This window comes from Rhizobium sp. CIAT894 (assembly GCF_000172795.2).
Classification (GTDB): domain Bacteria; phylum Pseudomonadota; class Alphaproteobacteria; order Rhizobiales; family Rhizobiaceae; genus Rhizobium.
In genome coordinates this window covers 2,769,619-2,792,097 of the sequence record NZ_CP020947.1, presented here as the reverse complement: position 1 = coordinate 2,792,097, position 22,479 = coordinate 2,769,619, and the positions used below count along the sequence as shown (strand labels likewise).

22 protein-coding genes are annotated in these 22,479 nt (G+C 61.7%); 10 read left to right on the top strand and 12 right to left on the bottom strand.

The genetic code is table 11. The features are described from left to right. Nucleotides 1–17: 17 nt before the first annotated feature. Together RHEC894_RS13890 and RHEC894_RS13885 are read right to left on the bottom strand one after the other, a co-directional pair. A complete protein-coding gene (locus RHEC894_RS13890) occupies nucleotides 18–1,349 on the bottom strand; it encodes a hemolysin family protein (RefSeq protein ID WP_085737693.1) in 1,332 nt (443 codons plus the stop codon). Between the two features lie 166 nt (nucleotides 1,350–1,515). Then, the gene (locus RHEC894_RS13885) at nucleotides 1,516–1,899 is read right to left on the bottom strand and encodes a VOC family protein (RefSeq protein ID WP_085738981.1); all 384 of its coding nucleotides are present in this window, start codon (nucleotides 1,897–1,899) and stop codon (nucleotides 1,516–1,518) included. A gap of 330 nt (nucleotides 1,900–2,229) precedes the next feature. Between RHEC894_RS13885 and RHEC894_RS13880 the strand changes: the two genes are divergently transcribed. Beyond that, on the top strand, nucleotides 2,230–2,553 hold the full coding sequence (locus RHEC894_RS13880) for an RcnB family protein (RefSeq protein ID WP_085737692.1): 324 nt from the start codon (nucleotides 2,230–2,232) through the stop codon (nucleotides 2,551–2,553). A gap of 169 nt (nucleotides 2,554–2,722) precedes the next feature. On the opposite strand, the gene RHEC894_RS33015 is transcribed toward RHEC894_RS13880, so the two are convergent. The 3 genes from RHEC894_RS33015 to RHEC894_RS13870 form a co-directional block, all read right to left on the bottom strand. Continuing rightward, complete coding sequence (locus tag RHEC894_RS33015) at nucleotides 2,723–2,899, bottom strand: hypothetical protein (RefSeq protein ID WP_010069162.1); 177 nt, start codon at nucleotides 2,897–2,899, stop codon at nucleotides 2,723–2,725. After that, complete coding sequence (gene zigA, locus RHEC894_RS13875; RefSeq protein WP_085737691.1) at nucleotides 2,896–4,101, bottom strand: zinc metallochaperone GTPase ZigA; 1,206 nt, start codon at nucleotides 4,099–4,101, stop codon at nucleotides 2,896–2,898. Before zigA ends, RHEC894_RS33015 begins: the two co-directional genes overlap by 4 nt. Before the next feature lie 98 nt (nucleotides 4,102–4,199). Next, complete coding sequence (locus RHEC894_RS13870; protein WP_245339523.1) at nucleotides 4,200–5,093, bottom strand: zinc ABC transporter substrate-binding protein; 894 nt, start codon at nucleotides 5,091–5,093, stop codon at nucleotides 4,200–4,202. Between the two features lie 206 nt (nucleotides 5,094–5,299). Here RHEC894_RS13870 and RHEC894_RS13865 point away from each other — a divergent pair, with 206 nt between their 5' ends. The 3 genes from RHEC894_RS13865 to RHEC894_RS13855 are packed head-to-tail and all read left to right on the top strand — an operon-like array spanning nucleotide 5,300 to nucleotide 7,468. Next, nucleotides 5,300–6,268, top strand: coding sequence for a metal ABC transporter ATP-binding protein (locus RHEC894_RS13865; protein ID WP_085737690.1), 969 nt, complete (start codon nucleotides 5,300–5,302; stop codon nucleotides 6,266–6,268). After that, entirely contained in the window at nucleotides 6,261–7,073 is an 813-nt protein-coding gene (locus RHEC894_RS13860; protein WP_085737689.1) for an iron chelate uptake ABC transporter family permease subunit, read from the top strand. Before RHEC894_RS13865 ends, RHEC894_RS13860 begins: the two co-directional genes overlap by 8 nt. Beyond that, nucleotides 7,070–7,468 (top strand): Fur family transcriptional regulator, encoded by a 399-nt coding sequence (locus tag RHEC894_RS13855; protein WP_085737688.1) that lies wholly within the window; start codon nucleotides 7,070–7,072, stop codon nucleotides 7,466–7,468. Before RHEC894_RS13860 ends, RHEC894_RS13855 begins: the two co-directional genes overlap by 4 nt. 145 nt (nucleotides 7,469–7,613) lie before the next feature. Here the strand turns inward: RHEC894_RS13855 and RHEC894_RS13850 are convergent, their stop codons facing one another. After that, entirely contained in the window at nucleotides 7,614–8,936 is a 1,323-nt protein-coding gene (locus tag RHEC894_RS13850) for a hypothetical protein (protein WP_085737687.1), read from the bottom strand. Nucleotides 8,937–9,127: 191 nt separating this feature from the next. On the opposite strand from RHEC894_RS13850, the gene RHEC894_RS13845 reads away from it, so the two are divergent. After that, complete coding sequence (locus RHEC894_RS13845) at nucleotides 9,128–9,703, top strand: transglutaminase-like cysteine peptidase (RefSeq protein ID WP_085737686.1); 576 nt, start codon at nucleotides 9,128–9,130, stop codon at nucleotides 9,701–9,703. A gap of 382 nt (nucleotides 9,704–10,085) precedes the next feature. Continuing rightward, nucleotides 10,086–10,487, top strand: coding sequence for a hypothetical protein (locus tag RHEC894_RS13840; RefSeq protein WP_010069264.1), 402 nt, complete (start codon nucleotides 10,086–10,088; stop codon nucleotides 10,485–10,487). A 93-nt stretch (nucleotides 10,488–10,580) separates the two neighbouring features. Here the strand turns inward: RHEC894_RS13840 and RHEC894_RS13835 are convergent, their stop codons facing one another. Both RHEC894_RS13835 and RHEC894_RS13830 read right to left on the bottom strand, forming a co-directional pair. Continuing rightward, nucleotides 10,581–11,111 (bottom strand): gamma carbonic anhydrase family protein, encoded by a 531-nt coding sequence (locus RHEC894_RS13835; protein ID WP_085737685.1) that lies wholly within the window; start codon nucleotides 11,109–11,111, stop codon nucleotides 10,581–10,583. 10 nt (nucleotides 11,112–11,121) lie between these two features. Continuing rightward, nucleotides 11,122–11,817, bottom strand: a complete 696-nt coding sequence (locus RHEC894_RS13830) for a fumarylacetoacetate hydrolase family protein (protein WP_010069266.1) — start codon at nucleotides 11,815–11,817, stop codon at nucleotides 11,122–11,124. Nucleotides 11,818–12,216: 399 nt separating this feature from the next. Between RHEC894_RS13830 and RHEC894_RS13825 the strand changes: the two genes are divergently transcribed. Beyond that, on the top strand, nucleotides 12,217–12,969 hold the full coding sequence (locus RHEC894_RS13825) for a nucleotidyltransferase domain-containing protein (protein ID WP_085737684.1): 753 nt from the start codon (nucleotides 12,217–12,219) through the stop codon (nucleotides 12,967–12,969). A 104-nt stretch (nucleotides 12,970–13,073) separates the two neighbouring features. On the opposite strand, the gene RHEC894_RS13820 is transcribed toward RHEC894_RS13825, so the two are convergent. Both RHEC894_RS13820 and RHEC894_RS13815 read right to left on the bottom strand, forming a co-directional pair. Further along, on the bottom strand, nucleotides 13,074–14,054 hold the full coding sequence (locus RHEC894_RS13820; protein ID WP_085737683.1) for an SDR family oxidoreductase: 981 nt from the start codon (nucleotides 14,052–14,054) through the stop codon (nucleotides 13,074–13,076). A gap of 149 nt (nucleotides 14,055–14,203) precedes the next feature. Continuing rightward, on the bottom strand, nucleotides 14,204–14,761 hold the full coding sequence (locus tag RHEC894_RS13815; RefSeq protein WP_085737682.1) for a DUF308 domain-containing protein: 558 nt from the start codon (nucleotides 14,759–14,761) through the stop codon (nucleotides 14,204–14,206). A gap of 139 nt (nucleotides 14,762–14,900) precedes the next feature. On the opposite strand from RHEC894_RS13815, the gene RHEC894_RS13810 reads away from it, so the two are divergent. The 3 genes from RHEC894_RS13810 to RHEC894_RS13800 all read left to right on the top strand — a co-directional run bounded on the left by RHEC894_RS13810 (nucleotide 14,901) and on the right by RHEC894_RS13800 (nucleotide 16,585). Next, the gene (locus RHEC894_RS13810; RefSeq protein ID WP_010069660.1) at nucleotides 14,901–15,488 is read left to right on the top strand and encodes a TetR/AcrR family transcriptional regulator; all 588 of its coding nucleotides are present in this window, start codon (nucleotides 14,901–14,903) and stop codon (nucleotides 15,486–15,488) included. An 82-nt stretch (nucleotides 15,489–15,570) separates the two neighbouring features. Further along, the gene (locus RHEC894_RS13805) at nucleotides 15,571–16,110 is read left to right on the top strand and encodes a GNAT family N-acetyltransferase (RefSeq protein WP_010069661.1); all 540 of its coding nucleotides are present in this window, start codon (nucleotides 15,571–15,573) and stop codon (nucleotides 16,108–16,110) included. Nucleotides 16,111–16,249: 139 nt separating this feature from the next. Beyond that, nucleotides 16,250–16,585 carry an antibiotic biosynthesis monooxygenase gene (locus RHEC894_RS13800; RefSeq protein ID WP_085737681.1) on the top strand — a complete coding sequence of 112 codons (336 nt, stop codon included), beginning with the start codon at nucleotides 16,250–16,252 and terminating at the stop codon, nucleotides 16,583–16,585. A 72-nt stretch (nucleotides 16,586–16,657) separates the two neighbouring features. On the opposite strand, the gene RHEC894_RS13795 is transcribed toward RHEC894_RS13800, so the two are convergent. Next, a complete protein-coding gene (locus RHEC894_RS13795; RefSeq protein ID WP_010069663.1) occupies nucleotides 16,658–18,622 on the bottom strand; it encodes an adenylate/guanylate cyclase domain-containing protein in 1,965 nt (654 codons plus the stop codon). After that, nucleotides 18,622–22,380, bottom strand: a complete 3,759-nt coding sequence (locus RHEC894_RS13790) for a FecR domain-containing protein (protein ID WP_085737680.1) — start codon at nucleotides 22,378–22,380, stop codon at nucleotides 18,622–18,624. Before RHEC894_RS13790 ends, RHEC894_RS13795 begins: the two co-directional genes overlap by 1 nt. Nucleotides 22,381–22,479: the final 99 nt, after the last annotated feature.

Genomic DNA, 22,479 nt, shown 5'->3' with positions numbered 1-22,479 from the left:
AGCTTGATGCGATGCGATCAGGCTTCCACTCCGTCCGCCTGGATGCGCGTCGCCAGCATCTTGTCGATGCGCATGCCGTCCATATCGAGCACTTCGAAGCGCCAGCTATCGAAAACGAAGGTTTCGCCGGCTTCGGGGATGTGCTGTAGCTGGTGCAGCGCGAAGCCCGCAAGCGTATGGAAGTCGGCATCCGGACGATCGCGCAGACCCAGCCGCTCGAAGGCGTCGAAGGCCGGCATCATCGCATCGATCAGCAGCGATCCGTCTTCGCGCACAATGATGTCGGGCTCTTCGTTGGATCCCGGCAGGTCGCCGGCAATGGCTTCGAGCAGATCGGTCTGGGTAACGATGCCTTCCAGGCTGCCATATTCGTCGATGATAATGGCGAGCCGGACAGGGGAGGCCTTGAAACTGTCGAGCACGCGCACAACCGAGGTGCCCTCGTGCAGCACCAGCGGCTGCTTGATCACTGCCATCGGCCTGACCTTGCCGCCGTCGAGAACCTGATCGAGAAGGTCCTTCTTCAGCACCATGCCGATCGGTTCGTCGATCGAGCCGCGGGCGACCAGCAATTGTTCGTGGGCGCATTCGCGGATCGTCTTGAGGATCTCGGCCTCGCTGTCGTCGGCATCGAACCATTCGATATCGAGACGCGGGGTCATGATGTCGGAGATCGGCCTGTCGCCGATGTTGAAGACCCGTTCGACGAGTTGCTGCTGCACCTGGTTCAAGAGGCCGGCCTCCTGGCTCTCGGCGACCAGCAGCTTCAATTCCTGTGGCGAGTGGAACGACGATTCGCCTGTCCCGGCGCGAAGTCCGACCGCCCGGAGTACGAGGTTGCCCATGCCGTTCAGGGTGAAGATCGCCGGCTTGAACAGCACCAGGAAAAGCCCGAGTGGACGCACCACGGCAAGCGAGGTGGCTTCGCTGCGCTGAAGAGCCAGGCTTTTCGGCGCGAGCTCGCCGAGCACGATGTGCAATGCCGTGATGATGACGAAGGCAATCACGATGGCGACGGTATGAGCGCCTGTCGTCGCCCACTGTCCGGGCAGCCAGGACAGCAGCGGCTCGATCAGATGGGCAAGCGCCGGTTCGCCGACCCAGCCGAGGGCGAGCGAGGAGATGGTGATGCCGAGCTGAGTGGCCGCGAGGTTGGCGTCGAGATTGTCGACGGCGCGCTGGAGGGCGGAGGCATTCATGCGGCCTGCTGCGGCAAGTTCGGTGACACGGCTGCGCCTCACCGACACCAGCGCGAATTCGGCGGCGACGAAGAAGCCATTGGCAGCCACGAGAAGCAACACGGCTAGTATCCCGACATAGTCGAAGAGCCCGCCCGCGGATTCGGACATGTTTTTCCTACCTCTGCATTGATGCTGGTCCGAAACTACACGCTCGCACACAGGTAGCAAGGCGCAGCCGCCATTCTGGCCGTGCTCAACGTCGATGCTGGCCCGCCGTCATCAGGTTCTCGCGTGCAATTCAGTCGACGCGCGAGCATGACCGCTGCCGCAGCTTTCATCTCTTCGGTGCTTCGAAGAGCTCGATCGGGTTTCCGGCCGGGTCTTCGAGCAGGATCTGCTTGCCGCCGATGCCCTGGACGATTTCATTGCGAAACCGCGCGCCCGCCTGGCGCAGCGTGGCGACCTCAGCCTCCAGGTCTGCGACCTCGATCTGGATACGATTCCATCCGCCCGGCTCCGGTGTTCGCCCGTCGGGCATTGCTTGGGACGCGCCGCCCGGTCCCACCATGCCGCTGACGAGCAGACGAAAACCGTCCCTGGTGAGGATGGCAAAGCTGGGGGCAGGGTGAAGCGCGACCGTGAAGCCGAGATGTCTCGTGTAGAATTCCAGCGCGGCGTCGACGTCGTCGACGATATAGCGCATGCTGATACCCGGCATGGTTTCCTCCATCTGTTTTCCCCCGCGCGATGACCGACGAGGCCAGACAGGACGCGGGGAGGGCGCTTTTGAATCTGCGCCTGATCGGGCCGAAAATCGAATCCGATCTTCGGGATCATGCGCCGAACGCGCAGCCCGGCTCCTGGCGTGGGAATATTGATGTCTCCGGCCACGCAAAACGGTTATCCGTCAGGGTGTATAAGCTTAATATAAAATATGAATTCGAGCCGACATGCCTCGGATTTCATTACGAAAGTGTAATTTAACTTTCAGTTTCGGTTCATCTTTTCGGGCCTAATTTTCTCCCGTGCCCAACATGAGGAACACAAAATGAAACAGGTTTTCGCAGCTCTTCTTTCCGCTTCCTTCCTTCTCTCTCCCTTCGTGGTTTCCCAGGCCAGCGCCGATGATCTTCATCGTCCGCCGGTCGTTGAGAAGAAGGTGATCGTCGAAAAGACGGTCATCCGGCCGCATTGGAAAAAGGGACACCGCGTCAACGCGAGCGAGCGTCGCCGGTTCCATGACGTCAACGACTACCACCGCTACCGTCTGACGCCGCCGCCGCGCGGCTATCGCTGGGTCCGCGCCGACAAAGACTTCCTCCTGATCGGTGTGACCAGCGGCGTCATCTCCAGTGTCATCGTCGGGCATTGATGGGTGAATAGGAGAAGGGCGGCTTGGGCCGCCCTTTCCGATTTCGGGAGGGGATAGTGGAAAATGGACACTCTATCGATGGGCGTCGTTGCTCTCCCCACCCACCCTCATCCCTGTCCTCGGATCAAGTCGGAGGACAGGGATGAGGGAGATTGGGCATGGCCCGCGCCTAATTCTGCCGCCGTGCCGCCTTCACTCGCTTGGCAATAATACGAAACAATTCCCTTGGTGTTCGATCAACCTTCACATCCCCCTCATGCGTCAGCGGATGCAGCCCCTCGATCGGCGGCAATGGATCGCATTCCTCGCAGATGCAGCGGTAGCGTTTGATTGCCGTCGCCTTCATGCCGCCTGGCGGCTCCAGCTGGCGAAGGGATCGGGCAAATTGCGCCAGCGCTCCGGCGTGAAGGTGTCGCTTTCTACCAGACAGGCGTCGAGTTCCCTCCTGATCCAGATCTCGTCCATCGGGTCGGCACCGATGAAGACGATTTCCTGGCGGCGGTCGCCCCAGACGGGGTCGAGATAGGGGCCGAGGGCGCGGAGGAAGCCGGGTTCGTCCGGCCATTGTTCGCGCGGCACGGCCGCCCACCACAGGCCCATCCTGCCGGTACGGACGATCGCACCGGCCTGGCTGATCTCGCCGACATGGTGCGGGCGGGTCGCCAGCCAGAAGAAGCCTTTGGCGCGCACCACGCCCGGCCAGCTTCTGTCGAGAAAGGCCTGAAGCCTGGCAGGATGGAAGGGGCGCTTCTCGCGGTAAACGAAGGAGCGGATGCCGTATTCCTCGGTCTCCGGCAGATGGTCGCGGAAGCCATGCAGCTCCTTGTACCAGAGCGGATGGGTCTCGGCCCTGTCGAGGTCGAAACGGCCGGTGCCGAGCACCTCTTTGAGCGCCACCTTGCCGAAATCCGCCTCGATCAGCCTGGCATCCGGGTTGAGGCCGATGATGATCTTGCGCGCGGCGTCGCGCTCACCCTCGCTTGCCGTGCCGATCTTGTTCAGCACCACGACATCTGAAAATTCGATCTGCTCGACCAGCAGGTCGACGATGGTTCTGTTGTCGCCGTCGCCCGCCGTCTCGCCGCGGTCGGCAAGAAAATCGGCCGAGGCGTAATCGGCAAGCAGATTGGCGGCGTCGACGACGGTCACCATCGTATCGAGCCTTGCGACGTCGGAAAGGCTCTGGCCGTTCTCGTCGCGGAATTCGAAGGTGGTGGCGACGGGCAGGGGCTCGGCGATGCCAGTCGATTCGATCAGCAGGTAATCGAAGCGGCCCTGTTCGGCGAGACCGCGCACCTCCTTCAGAAGGTCGTCGCGCAGCGTGCAGCAGATGCAGCCATTGGTCATCTCGACCAGCTGCTCCTCGGTGCGCGAGAGATTGGCGCCGCCGTCGCGCACCAGGCTGGCGTCGATATTCACCTCGCTCATGTCGTTGACGATGACGGCGACGCGCAAACCCTCGCGATTGGCGAGCACATGGTTGAGCAGGGTCGTCTTGCCGGCGCCGAGAAAGCCTGAAAGCACCGTGACCGGGAGTCTGTTGTCCATGGGAACCTCATTGACAGTAATGTTATATAATTACATTTATTAGGCCGAAAAGGCGGACCGGGACCATCCGCCTCTTTCCACCTCGGCTGTTGGGAGCTTCACGCGCTGGAGAGGCAATTCTTCATGCTGTCGGCGATGCCGCGCATGAGGGTGAAGTAGAGATCAGGACCGGCCTTCAGCGTCGCGGCTTCCGGATCGAGAACGCCGGACTTCGCGCGGGTGCCCTCGATGACGACATCGATCAGGCGCGGCTCGAATTGCGGCTCGGCAAAGACGCAGGTGGCGCCGAGTTCGCCGACCTTGCGGTGGATTTGCGAAACGCGCTCGGCGCCGGGAATGGTTTCCGGGCTGACGGTGATCGAGCCGGCGACGCGGATGGCGTAGCGATGCTCGAAATACTGGTAGGCGTCGTGGAAGACGATGAAGGGCTTGTCCTTGACCGGGGCGACGGCGGCGGCGATCTCCTTATCCAGCGCATCCAGCCTGTCATCCAGAGCTTTGGCATTGCCCTGATAGGTCAGCGCATTGGCGGGGTCAGCGGCGACCAGCGTTGTGGTGATCATGGCGGCCATGGCTTTCGCATTCATCGGGTCGAGCCAGAGATGCGTGTCGAAGCCGCCGTGCTCGTGGTCGTGATCGGTATCATGTGCGGCTTCGGCCTCGTCGCCATCGTCATGCGGCTCGAATGCGCCGCCTTCACGGAAGGGAAGCTTGACGAGGCCCGGCGCGTTGTCGAGCTCGACGATGCTGGCATCCGAGCCCAGCGCCTCAAGCGGCTTCTGGAGAAAGACTTCGAGGCCGGGGCCGACCCAGAAGACGACTTTGGCCTCCTGCAGCGCCCGCGCGTTTGAAGGCTTCATATTGTAGGTGTGCGGGGAGGCGGCGCCATCGACGATCAGCTCCGGTTCGCCGACGCCCTGCATGATCGCCGAGACCAGCGAATGGATCGGCTTGATCGAGGTGACGACGACGGGCGCGTCTGCCGCCCGCATGGTGCCGGCAAAGAGGAGGACGGGGACTGCAAGGGCCGGGATGGCGAGGACGGCCGGAATTCGAAGGGCCAAGGTGTTCAGGGCAGGCCCGAGCGCGCGTTTCATCATAGGCTCCGCTTGAATTGCAAACGTTATGTTATTACATCAATTGCGTTATGCTATAACGTGTGCAATAGCAGGACGCAACAGCGCTTTCGGAAAATTTGATGCTCTCTCCCGCAAACAAGAAGGGCGAACAGCTGGTTTCGCTCGAAAATGTCGGTGTCCTCCGGAACGGCCGCTGGCTGGTGCGCGGCGTCGATTTTTCCGTCTCGCGCGGCGAGATCGTCACGCTGATCGGGCCGAACGGGTCCGGCAAGTCTACGAGCGCGAAGGCGGCGATTGGCGTGCTGAAACCCAATGAGGGCAGGGTGGAGCGCAAGGCCGGCCTCAAGGTCGGCTATGTCCCGCAGAAGCTTTCGATCGACTGGACGCTGCCGCTGACCGTGCGCCGGCTGATGACGCTGACCGGGCCGCTGCCGGAGCGCGACATGCATGCGGCGCTCGAAGCCGCCGGCATCGCTCATATGCTCGATGCCGAGGTGCAGCATCTCTCCGGCGGCGAATTCCAGCGGGCGCTGATGGCCCGGGCGATTGCCCGCAAGCCCGATCTGCTGGTGCTCGACGAGCCGGTGCAGGGTGTGGATTTCTCCGGCGAGATCGCGCTTTACGACCTCATCAAATCGATCCGCAATTTGAGCGGCTGCGGCATCCTGCTGATCTCGCACGATCTCCATGTCGTCATGGCAGAAACCGACACGGTGATCTGCCTGAACGGCCATGTCTGCTGCCGCGGCACGCCGGAAGCGGTCAGCCGCAGCCCGGAATATGTGCGCCTGTTCGGCAGCCGGGCGGCGCAGACGCTCGCCGTCTACAGCCATCATCACGATCATACCCATCTGCCGGACGGGCGCGTGCGCCATGCCGACGGCACGGTGACGGATCATTGTTTCCCTGAAGACGGGCATCACCCTCATGGCGATAGCCATGAGCACACTCATGGCCCGCATGAGCACACTCATGGCCCGCATGAGCACGCTCATGCCTCGCACGAGCACGGACATGATCATCAGCACACGCATGATCATGCGCATGAACACGCCCATTCCCGCAGCGGGGAGGGCCGCCATGCTTGACGATTTCTTCGTGCGGGCCATCCTCGCCGGCGTCGGGCTGGCGCTGACGACCGGGCCGCTCGGCTGTTTCATCATCTGGCGGCGCATGGCCTATTTCGGCGATACGATCGCCCATTCGGCGCTGCTTGGCGTCGCGCTGTCGCTGCTCTTCGAACTCAACCTGACGCTGGCCGTCTTCGCGGTCGCGGCCCTGGTCTCGGTCCTGCTGCTCTTCCTGCAGAAGCGCCAGGCGCTGTCGGCCGATGCGCTGCTCGGCATTCTCTCGCATGCGACGCTGGCGATCGGTCTCGTCATGGTCGCCTTCATGAGCTGGGTCAGGATCGATCTCATCGCCTTCCTGTTCGGCGATATCCTTGCCGTTTCCACGAGAGATATCGCGTTGATCTGGGGCGGCGGACTGTTCGTGCTGGCCGCGCTCGCCTGGCTCTGGACGCCGCTGCTTGCGGCAACCGTCAATGCCGAGCTTGCCGAGGCGGAAGGGCTGAAGCCGGAGCGCGCGCGGTTCTTCTTCATGCTCCTGATGGCCGTCGTCATCGCGATCGCCATGAAGATCGTCGGCATCATGTTGATCACCTCGCTGTTGATCATTCCGGCGGCGGCGGCGCGCCGCTTCTCGGTCACGCCGGAGATCATGGCGGTGCTTGCCTCGCTGATCGGGGCGGTGGCCGTCGTCGGCGGGCTGTTCGGCTCGCTCACCTACGATACGCCGTCCGGTCCCTCGATCGTGGTCGCGGCGCTCGTCCTCTTCATTCTCGGCCTGCTTCCCAGGCGCCACCGCGCGGTTACGCAAGGACAAGGCTCATGACGACACCGCAACTCACCAAGAACCAGTCGCTTGTTTTCGACGTGCTCGAAAAGGCCGAAGGCCCGCTCAGCGCCTACACCATCCTCGACAAGCTGCGCGACCATGGTTTTCGCGCACCGCTGCAGGTCTACCGGGCATTGGAAAAGCTGCTCGAATACGGCGTCGTGCACCGGCTCGAAAGCATCAATTCCTTCGTCGCCTGCGCCCACCCGGGCGACGACTGCCACAGCCACGGCATCGTCGCCTTCGCCATCTGCGAAAGCTGCGGCCAGGTAATGGAGTTCCACGACCACGAGGTCGACCACCGCCTGATGGCCTGGGTGCGGGGGCAAAAATTCAAACCCGAGAAGACGACAATCGAGATTCGCGGATTGTGCGAGGCCTGCGCGGCGTAGGCGGCAACACACTCCGGCGGCGAAGGTGACGATCCACGCGTTGGTTTCCTCGCCTTACTTGCTGTCGATCAATACACAAGGCGATGACTCAAAAAGGTGAGGCCGCGAGAGCGGCCTCACCTTTTGCGTTTCTGCGCGGATAAGCTCAATCCGTCTTGGATTCAGTACCGCCCTTTCCGGAGCCGCCGTTATCGCTCTTGCCGGAGCCGCCATTGTCGCTCTTGCCGGAGCCGCCATTGTCGCTCTTGCCGGAGCCGCCATTGTCGCTCTTGCCGGAACCGCCATTGTCGCTCTTGCCGGAACCGCCATTGTCGCCCTTGCCGGAGCCGCCATTGTCGCTCTTGCCGGAGCCGCCGTTGTCGCTCTTGCTGGAGCCGCCGTTGTCGCTCTTGCCGGAGCCGCCGTTGTCGCTCTTGCCGGAACCGCCATTGTCGCTCTTGCCGGAGCCGCCATTGTCGCCCTTGCCGGAACCGCCATTGTCGCTCTTGCCGGAACCGCCATTGTCGCCCTTGCCGGAACCGCCGTTGTCGCCCTTGCCGGAGCCGCCATTGTCGCTCTTGCCGGAGCCGCCATTGTCGTTCTTGCCGGAACCACCATTGTCGCTCTTGCCGGAGCCACCATTGTTGCTCTTGCCGGAGCCGCCATTGTCGCCCTTGCCAGAGCCGCCATTGTCGCCCTTGCCAGAGCCGCCGTTGTCGCTCTTGCCGGAGCCACCATTGTCGCCCTTGCCAGAGCCGCCGTTGTCGCCCTTGCCGGAGCCACCATTGTCGCCCTTGCCAGAGCCGCCGTTGTCGCCCTTGCCGGAGCTGCCGTTGTCGTCCTTGCCGGAACCGCCGTTGTCGTTCTTGCCGGGGCCGTCTTTGTCACCCTTGTCCTTGCCATCCTTGCTGTGGTCGCGGTCTTTTTCGCCCTTGTCGCCGCCATGATCATCGCGGTCTTTGCCGTGGTGATCGTCTTTTCCGTGGTGGCCCTTGCCATCCTTGCCGTGGTCGCGGTCTTTGTCGCCCTTGCCGCCGCCATGATCATCGCGGTCCTTGCCGTGGTGATCGTCTTTTCCGTGGTCGCCTTTGCCATCCTTGCTGTGGTGGTGGTGGTCTTTTCCGTGGTGGCCATCCCCGCCGGGGTCTTGATCGTTTCCACCGGTGTCGTCGCCTTGATCAACACCGTCGCCATTGCCGCCGCTATCGGTATTGCCATCACCGTTATCTCCATCATTCCCATTGCTGGCGACTGAGCCGGTGTTGGAAGTCTTCTTGCCGCCGCCAACATTTTGGCTGCCGTGATCGCTATCGTTGGGACTGAATTTGTTATCGGCCTGAATTGCTCTGGTCGGCATGCACAGCCTGTATTCGAGTGTGCCGCGAACTGCGGTGTTGCAATTGACGACTGCCGGGGCGGCCGTTGCCAGACTGCTGCTTGCCAGAAGGGAAGCAACAGCGACGCTGAATTTCGCTGCTCTGCTGATCATTTCAATCGTCTCCCAAGGTTAACCGAGCGTTAATGGGGAGATCATTTATACTAACAATGAATTAATGCGAAGAATAAAGAATGGTTAATCTGTTTCAATCATCCAATACAGTTAAATTCGCAAGTATAAAATTTTAATAAATTTTTATACTGACTGTGTTATCCTTCCGCTACGAACAGAGCGAATCGGCCATGAAGCGTCTCCTTTTTCTTGCTGCCCTTTTGGTAATTATTCCGCATTTTCAGGCAGTTGCCGGATCGTCGCTGCCTGTGACGCGAAGCATCGGCGCACCGGTGGGATTTGCCGGGGCCTGCGCCAAGTACAAGTGGCTGTGCGGCCGGATGGCGGCACAACAGTTGGACGAACAGACGGCCATTGCACTTCTTCAAAAGGTCAATCGTGCCGTAAACGGACGTATCATTTCGGCGGAAGATCGCTCGTCTTCCGGAAACGGGGACGTCTGGTCTCTGCCGGTTGCCGGCCGAGGCGACTGCGAGGACTACGCTCTCCAGAAGATGAAGGACCTGATCGAGGCTGGTTATCCATCGAACAGGTTGGCGCTTTCCGTTGTCATCGGACCGCATGATCAAAACCATGTGGTTCTCGTCGCCCGGACGGACGCCGGCGATTATGTGCTCGACAATCTGACCGGCGCGGTGAAGCCATGGCGCGCCACGGGCTATACGTTTCTGGCCACCCAGGATTTCCAATCGCGAACGGGTTGGCGCGTGACGCTTGCCGGTCCTCGCGCGGGAGAGTTCTCCTGACCTGGAAGCCGAGGCGGCACGCACGCCGCTGCCAGGCGCATCGCCACGCGATGGGGTGATGACCGACCGTTTGGAAGGGGTAGACGAGCTGGCACGTGAAGCGCTGCTACGGTTGCGTTATTCGACTTAAAGCTGAGATAAATCTCATTTTGATGGCGCAAAAGCCATAGGGAATGCTGACGTCGCCGCCGCATCCAGCGGCGAAATTGGTAGCAGGTGGCAGTAAATTCGACGAAGAATTGTGTGGCCGACGAACCGTTCGGGGAGTAATTGGTGTAAGAATCGGAAACACTTTGTGACTAAGTGTCTCCAAAAGCTGCGTTTTTCGGCTTGCTGCGCGCGACGACATGACGGATATTGCTTAAACGTTGAGGAAGCTGTCATGATCAGAATGATAGAAAATCCCGCCGAACTGGCTGGCGAGGATATCACTGGCAAATATATTCTCCGGAAGCTGAACTATCATTGGTTCGCCTACGGCAAGGCGGCTATCGTGACCGCTTGCAAGGGAACGATCCTGCATCTCGAGCGGGAAGAGACGGTCTATTCCGAGCGTTGGAGCCGTCGAGCCTATACCGGCACCGGCAAGCGTTATCCCGGCGGCATCTGTCCCATTTCGGCGGTCGCCTGCGTTTGCGATACGCCTGACGACGTCAACGCCGTCATCCAACTGGATGTCGAAGCGCAGGACGAATTCTATCAACTGATCGCCAAGGCCGAAGCCAGGGTCCAGGCGCTTGCTGCCTCCTCGCGAAACAGCCAATTTCTGGAAGCTGCCGAGTAGGGCGGTTTTTCAATGAAAGCAGCCCTGGGCTGCTATTGCGGTGGCGTGCGGCTTAAGCGCGTCAGGTTGGCCACTACTTCTGAGTTGCCTATCTCATCCGATCTGCTTGAGATCGCGGGCGAAGCGCTGCCAGTTGGCGACGTAGTTTTCGGCCGAGCGACGAATGGCTTCGATCGCCGCCGCGTCGAGCACGCGCACGACGCGGGCAGGCGCTCCGACGATCAGGGAATTGTCGGGGAATTCCTTGCCTTCGGTCACCAGCGCATTGGCTCCAACCAGGCAGTTGTTACCGATCTTCGCGCCGTTCAGGATGGTGGCGCCCATGCCGATCAGCACGTTGTCGCCCAGGATGCAGCCGTGAAGGATGGCGTGGTGGCCGATGGTGCAGCCTTTGCCTGTCGTCAGCGGGAAGCCCATGTCGGTATGGGCCATCACACCTTCCTGGACGTTGGTGCCTTCGCCGATCGTGATCTTTTCGTTGTCGCCGCGCAGCACGGCGCCGAACCAGATGCCGACACTCTCGCCGAGTTCGATCTGACCGATAACATGGGCATCCGGTGCAATCCAATAGAGTCCGGCAGCGGGCAGTTTCGGCGCCGATCCGCCAAGTGCGTAGACGGGCATGGCTTTCTCCTCAGACGACTTCGACCGACAGGATGGCGATGCCGTCGATCCCGCAATTGATGCGATCACCCCTGGCGACGGCGCCGACGCCGGCCGGCGTGCCGGTCATGATGACATCACCCGGTGCGAGGGTGAAGAGCTTCGACAGTTCGGCGATGATCTCCGGCACCTTCCAGATCATCTGGTTGAGATCGCCATCCTGGACTCGGCTGCCGTTCTGTTCCAGCCAGATCCTTGCCTGCGAGGGGTGACCGATGCGGCTTGCCGGAACGATCGGCGAGACAGGGGCGGAATGTTCGAAGGCCTTGCCGACCTCCCAGGGGCGGCCGAGCTTCTTTGCCTCGCCCTGCAGGTCTCGACGGGTGAAATCGATGCCGACGGCATAGCCGTAAATGCAGTCGAGCGCGTCTGCGGCCTGAATGTCAGCGCCGCCGGATTTCAGCGCCAGAACGCATTCGACCTCGTAATGCACATCGTTCGAGAGCGGCGGATAAGGAAAAGCATGGCCTGCCGGCAGCAGGTTATCGGCATTCTTCTGGAAGAAAAAGGGCGGCTCGCGGGAGGGATCATGGCCCATCTCGATCGCATGGTCGGCATAGTTGCGCCCGACGCAATAGACGCGGCGCACCGGAAATCGCTCATCGCTGCCGTCCACCGGCAGCAGAACCGGTGCGGGACGCGGGATGACGGTGACGGGGTGGGGCATGGGCGGCTCTTCCTGTTTTCGAGTCTTGCTTGCGGGTCTGGCGCCATCCTAGAGCATGTCGCGCAAAAGTGTGCAGCGGTTTTGCGGCAACGACATGCGAAAACAAGGACCTAAAGCGCGAGGAGCAAATCTGAAAGATCGCGACGCGCTTTAGACGAAAACCAGAGCGCCGGGGAGCGGTCTTGGCGTCCCGTTTCGGCGGATTGACGCTATCGCGGTCGACCGCTATCGTTCAGGCCATGAACAGGGTTTTTGCAGTTTCGACGACGTCTACGACCACCGCGCCGCGGTGGGTGGTAGACGCGTGAACTGAATTCCGTTCATCGCCGTTAAGACCAACCCGCCGGAGACGAGCGGGTTTTTTGTTGCCGCCCGTGTCCCGCATTCGAGGACCAGATCGTGGACGATATCCCAAAACATATTCTCGCCGAGCGGGCGCTTGCTGCTGCCCGTCGCTGTGTCGCCAGCCGCTTTGCCGGCGCCGCTTTCGTTTTTGTGACCGGTTCCATCATGCGCGGCGAAGGAACCGCCTTCTCGGATATCGATCTGGTCGTCGTATTCCCGGCGCTGGAAAGAGCCTGGCGGGAATCATTTATTGACGACGGTTTTCCCGTCGAGGCCTTCGTCCATGATCCGCAGACGCTGGCGCACTATCTCCATCACGATGCCGACAGCGGTTATCCGATCATGGTCAACATGGTCGCGACTGGCAGCATATTGGGGCCGGATATCGAGCGCGCGCGCCTCATCCAGGCGCAGGCGGCAGGCACGCTGGCGGCCGGCCCGAAACCGCTTGCCGGGGTCGGCTACGACATGCTGCGCTATCAGGTCACCGACCTTGCCGACGATCTGCGTGGCGCGCGCCCTCCCGAGGAGATCGCCGCCATCGCCGCGCAACTCCACCAGAAGCTCGCCGATCTCATTCTCCTCGGGCGCGGCGCATGGGCCGGTCGAGGGAAATGGGCGCCGCGGGTCATGCGGAAGCTGGATGCGCAATTGGCAGCCGAATTCGACGCCGCGTTCCGCCTCGCAGCAGGGGGCGACGGCGCTCGCTTCCTCGCCCTGGCCGACAGCGAGCTAGCGCGGCACGGTGGGCGCTGTTTCGATGGGTTTAGGCAGGAGGCTCCGCTGGAGGCGCGCCGGCTGGAATAGGCGTGTGTACCGACCCTGAGTGCCTTGCCGGTCATTCTCATCGACAAACGAGGCGGCGGCGCGTCCGCGATGCGCTTGCCATCATTCCACGCCTTGCGGATATTCTAACCAAGCGCACCTTGCTCCGCGCAAATCCTGTCGATCAGCGCATCCAGATCCCCCTTCGGCGGGCGGCTCTTCGCCAGGCGCTGCTTGAGATGCAGGATCGAGTCGGCGAGGATTTCATCCAGGCTCTCGGCGCAGGTGAAATCGCCCGCCACGCGCTTGACCTTGGAATTGTCGAAGATGGCCGTCCAGGCCTTGTCGCCGAGGAGCGGGCCGATCCATTCCGGATTGTATCTGATCAGCGTATCCGTCGGCACGTGCACGATCTTGGCTTCCACGCCGAGCAATCTAGCGATCGTCTTCTGGATATCGTCCCAGATATGGGCGCGGTCCGAGGTAATGTGGAAAATTTCGCGGAGCGCCGCCTGTTTGGCGAAAAGGCCGACGAAAGGCACGGCGAAGTCGACCGAGCGGGTGAGCGTCCAAGGCGTATGGCCGTCGCCCGCCACGATGACGGGGTCGCCATCCAGCATGCGTCTCGCCATGATGTCGCTGTCGCCCATCATGATCGGCAGGCCGGTGCGGACGGTGTGGCTGGGGCGGACGATCGTCCAGGCGAGATTGCCGGATTTCCGGAGCAGTTCCTCGCAGGCGATCTTGGCCTGGCTGTAGGGCCAGTAGGGATTGATCGCCGGCGTCTCCTCGGTGATCACGTAATGACGCGGCGGTTTTTCATAGACCGAGGCCGAGGAGATGAAGATGTACTGGCCGCAATTGCCCGAGAAGACCTCGATATCGCGCGCCACCTGATCCCTGGTAAAGGCGATGAACTGGCAGACGACATCATAATTGGCCCTGGCGAGATTGGTATAGGCGTCCGAACCGAGCTCCCCGATGATCGAGGTGACCCCGGCGGGCAAGGCGGCGCTTCTCAAGCCGCGATTGAAGACGCTGACATGATGGCCCTCGGCAACGGCGCGTTCGACACATGGATGGGAGATTTGGCCGGTGCCGCCAATGAAGAGAACTTTCAAAGCCATGGGAGTGACCTCGGGGTCTATGGGCGGGAATTCTGACCACTCTTCATAGCGCGAAAGACGGTGGGCGTCTCCCGCAAAACTCCGCCGGAAGCATGGGAATGAGCGGCGGCGGCAATACGTCAGATCGCCGCCGCGCCGACCGGCAGCGCCTATGCTTGTGCGTTGCGACGGGCTGCGACGACAAGCCAGATCGATGACAGCAGGAAGTAGAAGGCGCCGAACCCGGCATAGGGCACGATATCGAGGATCGTCGGCGCGGCGGCGGCAAAGGACTGGCTGATCATGTAGCCGCCGGCAAGGGCCGATTGCGCGCCGCTCAGGATCATGACCCATTGGGCGCCGTAGATGCCCCAGCGCGTTACGCCGGTATAGAGCTGTAACAGGCCCGAGAGGATCGCCCAAGTCCCGAACACGGCCGGCACCGCGTCGTTGCTGCGGCCAAGCGCAATGGCGACGGCGAGCGCCGTGACGGTGCTGATGGCGACGTTCAACGTCTGGGACGGGTTGGCCTGCAGGCCGCCATTGACCCGGGCGTCGACCAGATTGGCCAGCGCATCCCACAGGGGATAGACCACCAGCAGAAAGGCCGCGGCGCGTGGCTGCCCGGCAAGGAGAATGGCGGCAGCAATCCAAATCACCGAGAAGGCGGCGCGCGTGAAATAGTAGGATCTCAGCCAGTCTGGCTGGAGGGAAGATTGAGTTTGCATCGGCAGGTTCCTTCGTGATTATCTGCCTACTAGTAGGTAGATTAAAAGCGGAGTCAACGCCGCGGCCGCACACCTTCTTGTGATGACGGCGATGCAGCGAAAGACTTGACAATCTGTCTACCAGAAGGTAGGCGGCTCTATGAAATCAACGGCTTCGACGTCCGACAAAATTCTCGACATCGCCCAGTCGCTTATCGTGGCGGGCGGCTATAACGGCTTCAGCTATGCCGACATCTCGGCTGCGATCGGCATCAGGAAGGCTAGCATCCACCATCATTTTCCGACAAAGGCGGAGCTGGCTTCGGTGCTGGTGGATCGTTACGTCAAGCAGGCGGAGGCGGGTTTGCAGTCGCTGCGCGAGCAGGCTGCAAGCCCCGCCGATCAATTGCATCTCTACATCAACTATTGGCACACATGCATTCGCGATGCCTCGCAGCCTTTCTGCGTCTGCGCGATGCTGGCGAGCGAAGTGCAGATGCTGCCGGACGATGTCGCCTCACGCGTCCGCGCCCATTTCCAGGGGCTGGCGGCATGGCTTACCTCCGTGCTGCAGGCAGGCGTCGAGCAGGGCCTGTTCCGGCTGGACAGGCGGCCGGAAGAGCAGGCGCAAATGCTGATGGCTTCGGTCCATGGCGCGATGCTCTCTGCGAGGGCGCTCGGCGATCCCGGACTGTTCATCGCAGTGGTTGCCCCTGAAATTGCGAGGCTGCGGGCAGCGGATCGTTAGGCTGTTGGATAACGATAAGCAGACGCTCGTCGAGATGTGACCTCCAGATAGGTCCGCATCGGTTTTCGGAACTGGATGAGAGATGCGTGACAGAGAATTCAATGGCGCTGCGTCGCCGGCAATGAGGCTGACGACGAGGTTGAGGCTCAGAATTCCTGAGCCGGCGGATATTCATTTCCTGACCGAACTTTTTTCACGGCCGGAATTGGTCGCGCATCGGCCCGTGCCCCGGCCGGACTCGCCGGAGGAAAGTGCGGAGCGGCTTGCGCGCGATATCAAGCATTGGGAAGAGCACGGCTTCGGGCGCTGGGCGGTTGAGACGGAGGATGCGTTGATCGGTTTCGGGGGCGTGACCAATTCGAGAGATTTCGACGGCCTCAATCTTTCCTATCATCTGCAGCCCGAAAGCTGGGGGCGGGGGTACGCCACGGAACTGGTCAGAGAAACCTTGGCCTTTGCCTTTGACGACCTGCATGCGAACCGTGTGATCGGGTTGGTCCGCTCGGCCAATGCCGCGTCTAAACGGATTCTTGAGAAATGCGGCTTCCGTTTCGAACGCGAGGTAATGCTGCACGGCGCGCCGACCAATCTCCATACGATCGATAAACGTCCGACCGGATAGCAATTGCTCGCACCGAAAGCTTTGGAATGGTTGTTTCGTTTCATCTGCCGACGGCGCGGCTTGGTCGCGCTTGAATCCACCCGCAATCTCTGAGAGTGTGGTCGAACTGCCTGTCTATCGGCTACAAGCGAGATGCTGTATGCGCATTTCTTCTCTACCGGAACCTCCATATTACATGGTGAGCTTTACGTCTCAGCGAACCGAGATAGACGATGGTTATGGCGAGATGGGTTATGCAATGACCGAACTCGCGAGCCGGCAGCCGGGCTATCTGGGTTTCGAAAGTGCTCGCGGAGCAGATGGCTTCGGAATATTGATCTCCTACTGGAAAGACGAAGCAAGCATTCGCAACTGGAAGTCCGTCGTCGATCACCTCGAGGCACAACGTCGAGGACGCCAAGACTGGTATTCCCGATACGAAATTCGCGTTGCGCTCGTTCAGCGGGCCTATGGATTTGACATCGAGAAGCAGTAGATTGCAGGCGATCGGGATCCCGCTTGGTGTCAATAGACGTTACCGGTTGCGTTAGCCCGCTCCGACGATCCGTCATTCCCCGCCGGATTCGGCCAGCTCATCCCGCACGATCGCATAATAGGCGGCAAGCTCCGGTATCTCAGCACTCAGCCGATCAAAGACCGGGTCGGACGGCGCAAGCGTCGCGGCATATTTGGCGTCGATGAAGGCCTGGTGGGCGGCGAGTGCTTCGGCGTCGGCCTTATGCACGACGGTGAAGATGGGCGAGGGGACGGTGCGGCCTTTGACGATGATGCGGTCGAGCTCGACGACGGTGTAGGTCTCAGTGACCAGCCTGGCCGTCTCCTCGCCGAGCAGCAGCGCCACGCCGTAATTCTTCGAGGCGCCTTCGAGGCGGGAGGCGAGGTTGACGCTGTCGCCGAGGCAGGAATAGTCGAAGCGGCGGGTCGAGCCCATGTTGCCGACGATGCATTCGCCGGTGTTGATGCCGACGCCCATCTTCAAAACATGCGGCTTTTCTCCGCGTGTCGCCGCCTCCCGCTCCAGCTGGCCGTTGAGCCGCGATATCGCTGCCTGCATGGCGAGTGCGGCTCTGACCGCGTGGAGCGCATGGTCGGGATCGTCGAGCGGCGCATTCCAGAAGGCCATGATGCAATCGCCCATATATTTGTCGATCGTGCCGCCGTGATCCATCACCACGTCGGAAAGCGGCGTCAGCAGCCGGTTGATCAGGCCGGTCAGTTGCTCCGGATCGTCCCTCAGCGTCTCGGCGATGGTGGTGAAGCCGCGTACGTCGGAAAACAGCACGGAGAGCGTGCGCCGTTCGCCGCCGAGCTTCAACTGCGAGGGATCGTTCGACAGCCGCCGGACGAGATCGGGTGAGATATATTGGGCGAAGGCGCGGATGATCTGCCGCTTGTTGCGGCGCTCCTCGGCATAGTCGAAGGCCGCCTGGCCGAAGGCGACCGCGATATAGGCGATTGTGGGGCCAAGCGGCGAGACGAAGACATGGGCAAGCCGGATGCCGGCAAAGCTGACGGCCGCAAAGGCCAGCAGAGCGGCCGCACTGGTGACGATCGTCAGCCATCCGGTCGAGCGCCAGACGGTTGTGGCGGCCAGCAGCACCGAGATCAGAATGCAGGCGGCGACCGTCGGCAGCCGGGCTTCGGCGATCGACAAGCCGCGGCGGATGTTGTCGTAGATTGTCGCCTGAATCTCGACGCCGGAGACGAGTTTGCCGGTGTGGACGGTATAGGGTGTCGCAAAGGCATCGACACCGCGCTTGTCGATCTCGGGCGCGTTCTGCAGGCTGAGGCCGACCAGCACGACGCGGTCCTTGAAATAATCCGGCGGCAGCAGATTTTCAGGGTCGAGCGCCTGGTAATAGGAGACGGTGGGATAGCTGCGTGCCGGGCCTAGGGATTGGATGAGCCGACCGGCCGGCACGGATGCGTGTGTCGTTCCCGACGTTTTCGCCAGCATGGCGGCAAAGCCGTCCTCGTAACCTGGAATGCGCCGGAAGATGCCGTCGCCGCTGAGATCGATCGAGGCGATGCCGGTCACCGCACCCGCTTCGATCAGCTGCGGCAGCGGTGTGGCACGGATCAGCTGCGAGGCCTGCGGCGTCTCGATCAGCGTTTCGTCGCCGGCCAGCACGACGTCGGCGCCGACGGCCTCGGTGATTGCCGCGTCATTGTCGGGATTGGAGGGTTCGGCCATGATGATATCGAGGCCGATGGCACGGGCGCCGGCTGCGCGCAACTGTCTCACCAGCTCGGCATGCAGGCTGCGCGGCCAGGGCCATTGCGCGTTGATATCGGCCAGTGAAGGCTCGTCGATCGCTACGATCACGGGCCCGTCCTGCGGCGGGCGCGGATCGTCGAACGTCGAAAGGTAATCGAAGCTTCTGAGCTCCAGCAGCGACCAGGCGGGCAGGCGCGACAAGAGCGAAATGGCGATCAGCGTGGCCAGCGACAGCACGAGCAGCCGGAGATGGCGGCTCGTGATCTGCCTGGCCTGCCGAGGTTTGTCCCGCATCAGAAACGGACTTTGAGCGTGCCCTTGAAGGCGCGGCCCCAGCCGGGCACGCCGGGCGTTATTTCGAAGTCTTCGTCGAGCAGGTTATAGGCAGCCGCCTCCAGCTCGATCCGCTTGTCGAAGGGTTCCCAGACCAGGTGGGCGTCGATGCTCCAGTAATCGTCGAGCTTGGTGCCGAAGCGATCGCCGTCGCGCTCGCCGATATAGTTGGCGGCAACCGTTGCCTTGACCTTGGCTTCGTTGACCCAGGTCAGCGCAATCTGCCCCGAATTCTGCGGTATGAAGGGAAGGGGACCGCCATAGATCGGCTCGAGTGGATCCCTGTTTTCCGAATCCATATAGGCATAGGTGGCCGAAAGGCCGAAACCGCTGCCGAGCGCGACGTTGGCGGTGACGGCAACGCGATCGATGCTGCCGCGCGAGATCGGCAGGCTGGTATCGGACGGAAGCGAGATCAGCGGCAAATCGATCGAGAAATCGTGCAGTTCCTGATGCTGGTACTCGACCGAAGTGAAGAAGCGGTCGGTCCATTCGGCATCCCATTGCAGGGCGACCGTATCCGTATAGCCTTGCGGATTGGTGGAGAACTGGTTGGCCTGCAGGCCGAGTATGCCGATCGGCGCAAGCGTCGGCACGGTGGTATCAAAGCTTTGACGCATGAAGGCGGCACGCAGCCAGTGGTTTTGAATCGGCGTCCAGGCGAGGCCGAAGCGCGGCTCCAACCGGCTGATATCGATGCCGTCGCCTTCCAGGCGCGTGGCAAACAAGGCGTATTCACCCTTGAGATCGGGCGTTATCTCATGCAGCACGTCGACATAGGCGCGAGCAATGTTGACGCGATTGCTGAATGTGTCCGGGCCATCTGTGGTTTCCGGGATAAGCGGGACGAGAGGAACAAGTTCATGGATACGGGAGGCGGTGGTCGTGCTGGTATCGATCCAACCGCCTTCGATACCGTACCGCCAGGTCAGCGGCCCGCTGCCGATGGAATGACTGAGAGCCCCGATGTAGGTCTTGGAGGAGGTGTCCTTGGTCGTGTCCAGGACAGGGATGATGTCCGGGTCGGGCAGAGGTAAAATCGGGGCATCGTCGGTCAGAAGAGAGATTGCCGTTCGCGACTTGCTTTCCGAATAGAGGAATGCTCCGTTCAATATGTTTTCATAGGCGAAGGTGTGGCTCCAGCCGATGCCGGCATAGGTTAGCTCGTTCTCGACATTGCGGCCGATATACTCCGGCAATACCGTCGTCCTGATCGGAATGCCCGCCAAATTGAACAGGTCCGTCAGCGTCGTGCCCTGCGTCTGCGCGTTCAGCGTTCCATCGTTCTTGCCATGATTGACGAAGGCTACCACGCGATCATCCGGCGTGACGGTTGCGGTCAGATAACCGTTGGCGCTCAGGAGCTTGTTGTCTGTCTGAACACCGCCGAAATCCCGGTAGTCGCGGTCGAGCGCCAGCTCTTCCCAGGTCAGATTGCCGTAGAAGCTGATCGGGATCGTCTCGTTGGAATAGCCCTGGATATCGGCTTCGCCAATGCGTCTGGTATGGCCGTCGACGCTGTTGATACCGCCGCCGAGAGAGCCTTCGATGAAGGGCACGTCGAATAGGGTTGCCGAGCGCGAGCGGCCGGACAGCATATGCGGAGAGAGCAGCAGGCCCTGGATGAAGGATGAATAGCTCGACGCATTGTCGCGGTTCTGGATGATATTGTCGTCGCTGAAGTTCGTCGCGTTGACGAAAGGAAAGATACTGCCCTTGATCGACTGGTCGACATAGCCGCTGCCTTCGAAGGGATCGAAAACCGCATCGCCGTAATAGCGCCCCCAGGCATCCAGCCCCTGCAGCCGGAAGGCGTCGTTCAGGGTCGAGCCGGCGCTCGCATTGGCGCCGAGGCCGCTGTAATCGCCGCCGCGGGCGCGCGAGCGGCGCAGGAACTCCTGCGCGTTGCGGATCGCACCGTCCGCGTCGTAGTCGTCGATATCGACGGCAGTGCGGAATGCCGAGATAACCGGGTCGTTCTTGTCGAGCCGGTCGGCATTATCGAGCGCCTGCTGTGAGGGGATACGGTCGCCCTTTTCGTAATGGGCGGCGGCGAGCATCACCTGCGACTGCGAATGCGCCGGATTGGCCGTGCTGGCGGCGAGCAGATCCTGCAGGGCCTTATCGCGCTCGCCGGTCTGCAGGTAATAGCGGCCGCGGGCGAGCAGGACGAGATCGAAGGATGGATCGAGGGCGATTGAGGTATCGATCTCGCGCTTGGCCTCCTTCATCCGCCCCTGGTCGAGATAGAGTATTGCCAAGTTCGCGTGCAGCAGCGGGTCCTGCGGATCGAGTTCGATCGCCTTCCTGAAGGCCTTTTCCGCTTCGCCATTGGCGTCGCGCGAACTCTCCAGCAGGCCGAGCGAATTCAGCGTGCCTGATGCGCCGGGGGCAAGTTCGATGGCGCGGTTCAGATCGGCAAGCGCACCGTTGATGTCGCTCTGATAGACCGCCTTGTAGCTCGCGCGAGCGGAGAGCGCCATCGGATGGTCAGGGTCGAGCGTCAGCGAGCGTTCGATCGCTTCCTTCATCTGTTCGCGGTCGTCGGTGAGCTGCGCCAGCTGGGCGCGGACCGCCGGCAGGGTCGGATCGTCGGGATAGCGCTGTTCGGCTTTCTTGATGATCTCGAGCGCTGCGCGCGGGTTTTGCAGGAAGCCTGTCGTATAGGCCTGCATGATCGCACCGTAGGGGCCGGCGCTAGTGGCCGGCGGCGGCTCGGCATGCTTGGGATCGGCAAGCGAACGGGCGAAATAGCCGCCATATTGCGCCATGTTACGGCGTATCGGATCGAGATGCGGCAGAGCCTTCTGGAAGAGCCTGGCGGCATCGCCATAGCGCTTTTCGGAGCCGGCGATGGTGGCGTCGATCAGGTCGACGCGCGCCTGCTGGGCTGCCGTCAGCCTGCGGCCGCGGATATTTTGCAGCGTTGCGGTCGCAGCCTGGCGTCCGTCGAAAGCGCTCTGCACTTCCGCGAGTTCCAGCCAGTCTTCGGTGGTGCGGCGCTCCGGCGGCAGTGCCAGCAGGCGGCGGCGCTCCGTCGCCATGCGATCGGCCCGCAGGGGCGAAGTCGGCATCAGATCGAAGCCGTCGCGCAGATCGAGATAGAAGAGCATCTGCTCGCGGTCGTCAGGATTGACGCTAATGATCTTGTGCGGCGCCTGGCCGATGGTGGCGACCGCCCCTTCACCCTCGCTGACCTCGACGCTGCCCTGCGGGTTGGAGAGCGCCACGCGGCCTTCGAGCACGATCATCGAGGTCTTGGCGCCGTCGACGGTCATCGTCCAGTCCGTGCCGCGAATAGCGGCGGCGGCGGCCGGGGTTTCCACAGTCAGGCCCTGGCCGCCGCGCTCGGCGCGTGCCCAGATGGTGCCGGATTGGAGATTGAGCACCGTATCGCCGGTCGCCGCCATCTTCTTGACCTGCAACGAGGAATTGCGGCCGAGGCGGACCTGGGTGTGATCGGAAAAGACGATGGCGAGCTGGCCGTTGGCATTGGTTCGCAGCACGTCGCCGGTCAAAAGATCCTGGTTGATGTCGACGATCCGCCAGTCCGATACGTCGATAAAGCGAACCTCTTCGCCCGTCTTGCGGGCGATGACCGAACCGGCGACCGGCGTTGCCCGCTGCACGGGATCGGCCATTGCCGGCTGCCCCAAAGCAGGCAGTGCAAGCGCCAGCGCCACCCCTGCGCGAAAGATGTGTTTGGAATGCCCCCGCATGACCTCAACCCCATACCCGCGCTTCCCCTTTGTCCGTGTAGAGGGAAAAAGTCAAGCATGTTGCACACGTGTTCTTGCTTTCGTTCCAAAGTGTACTAT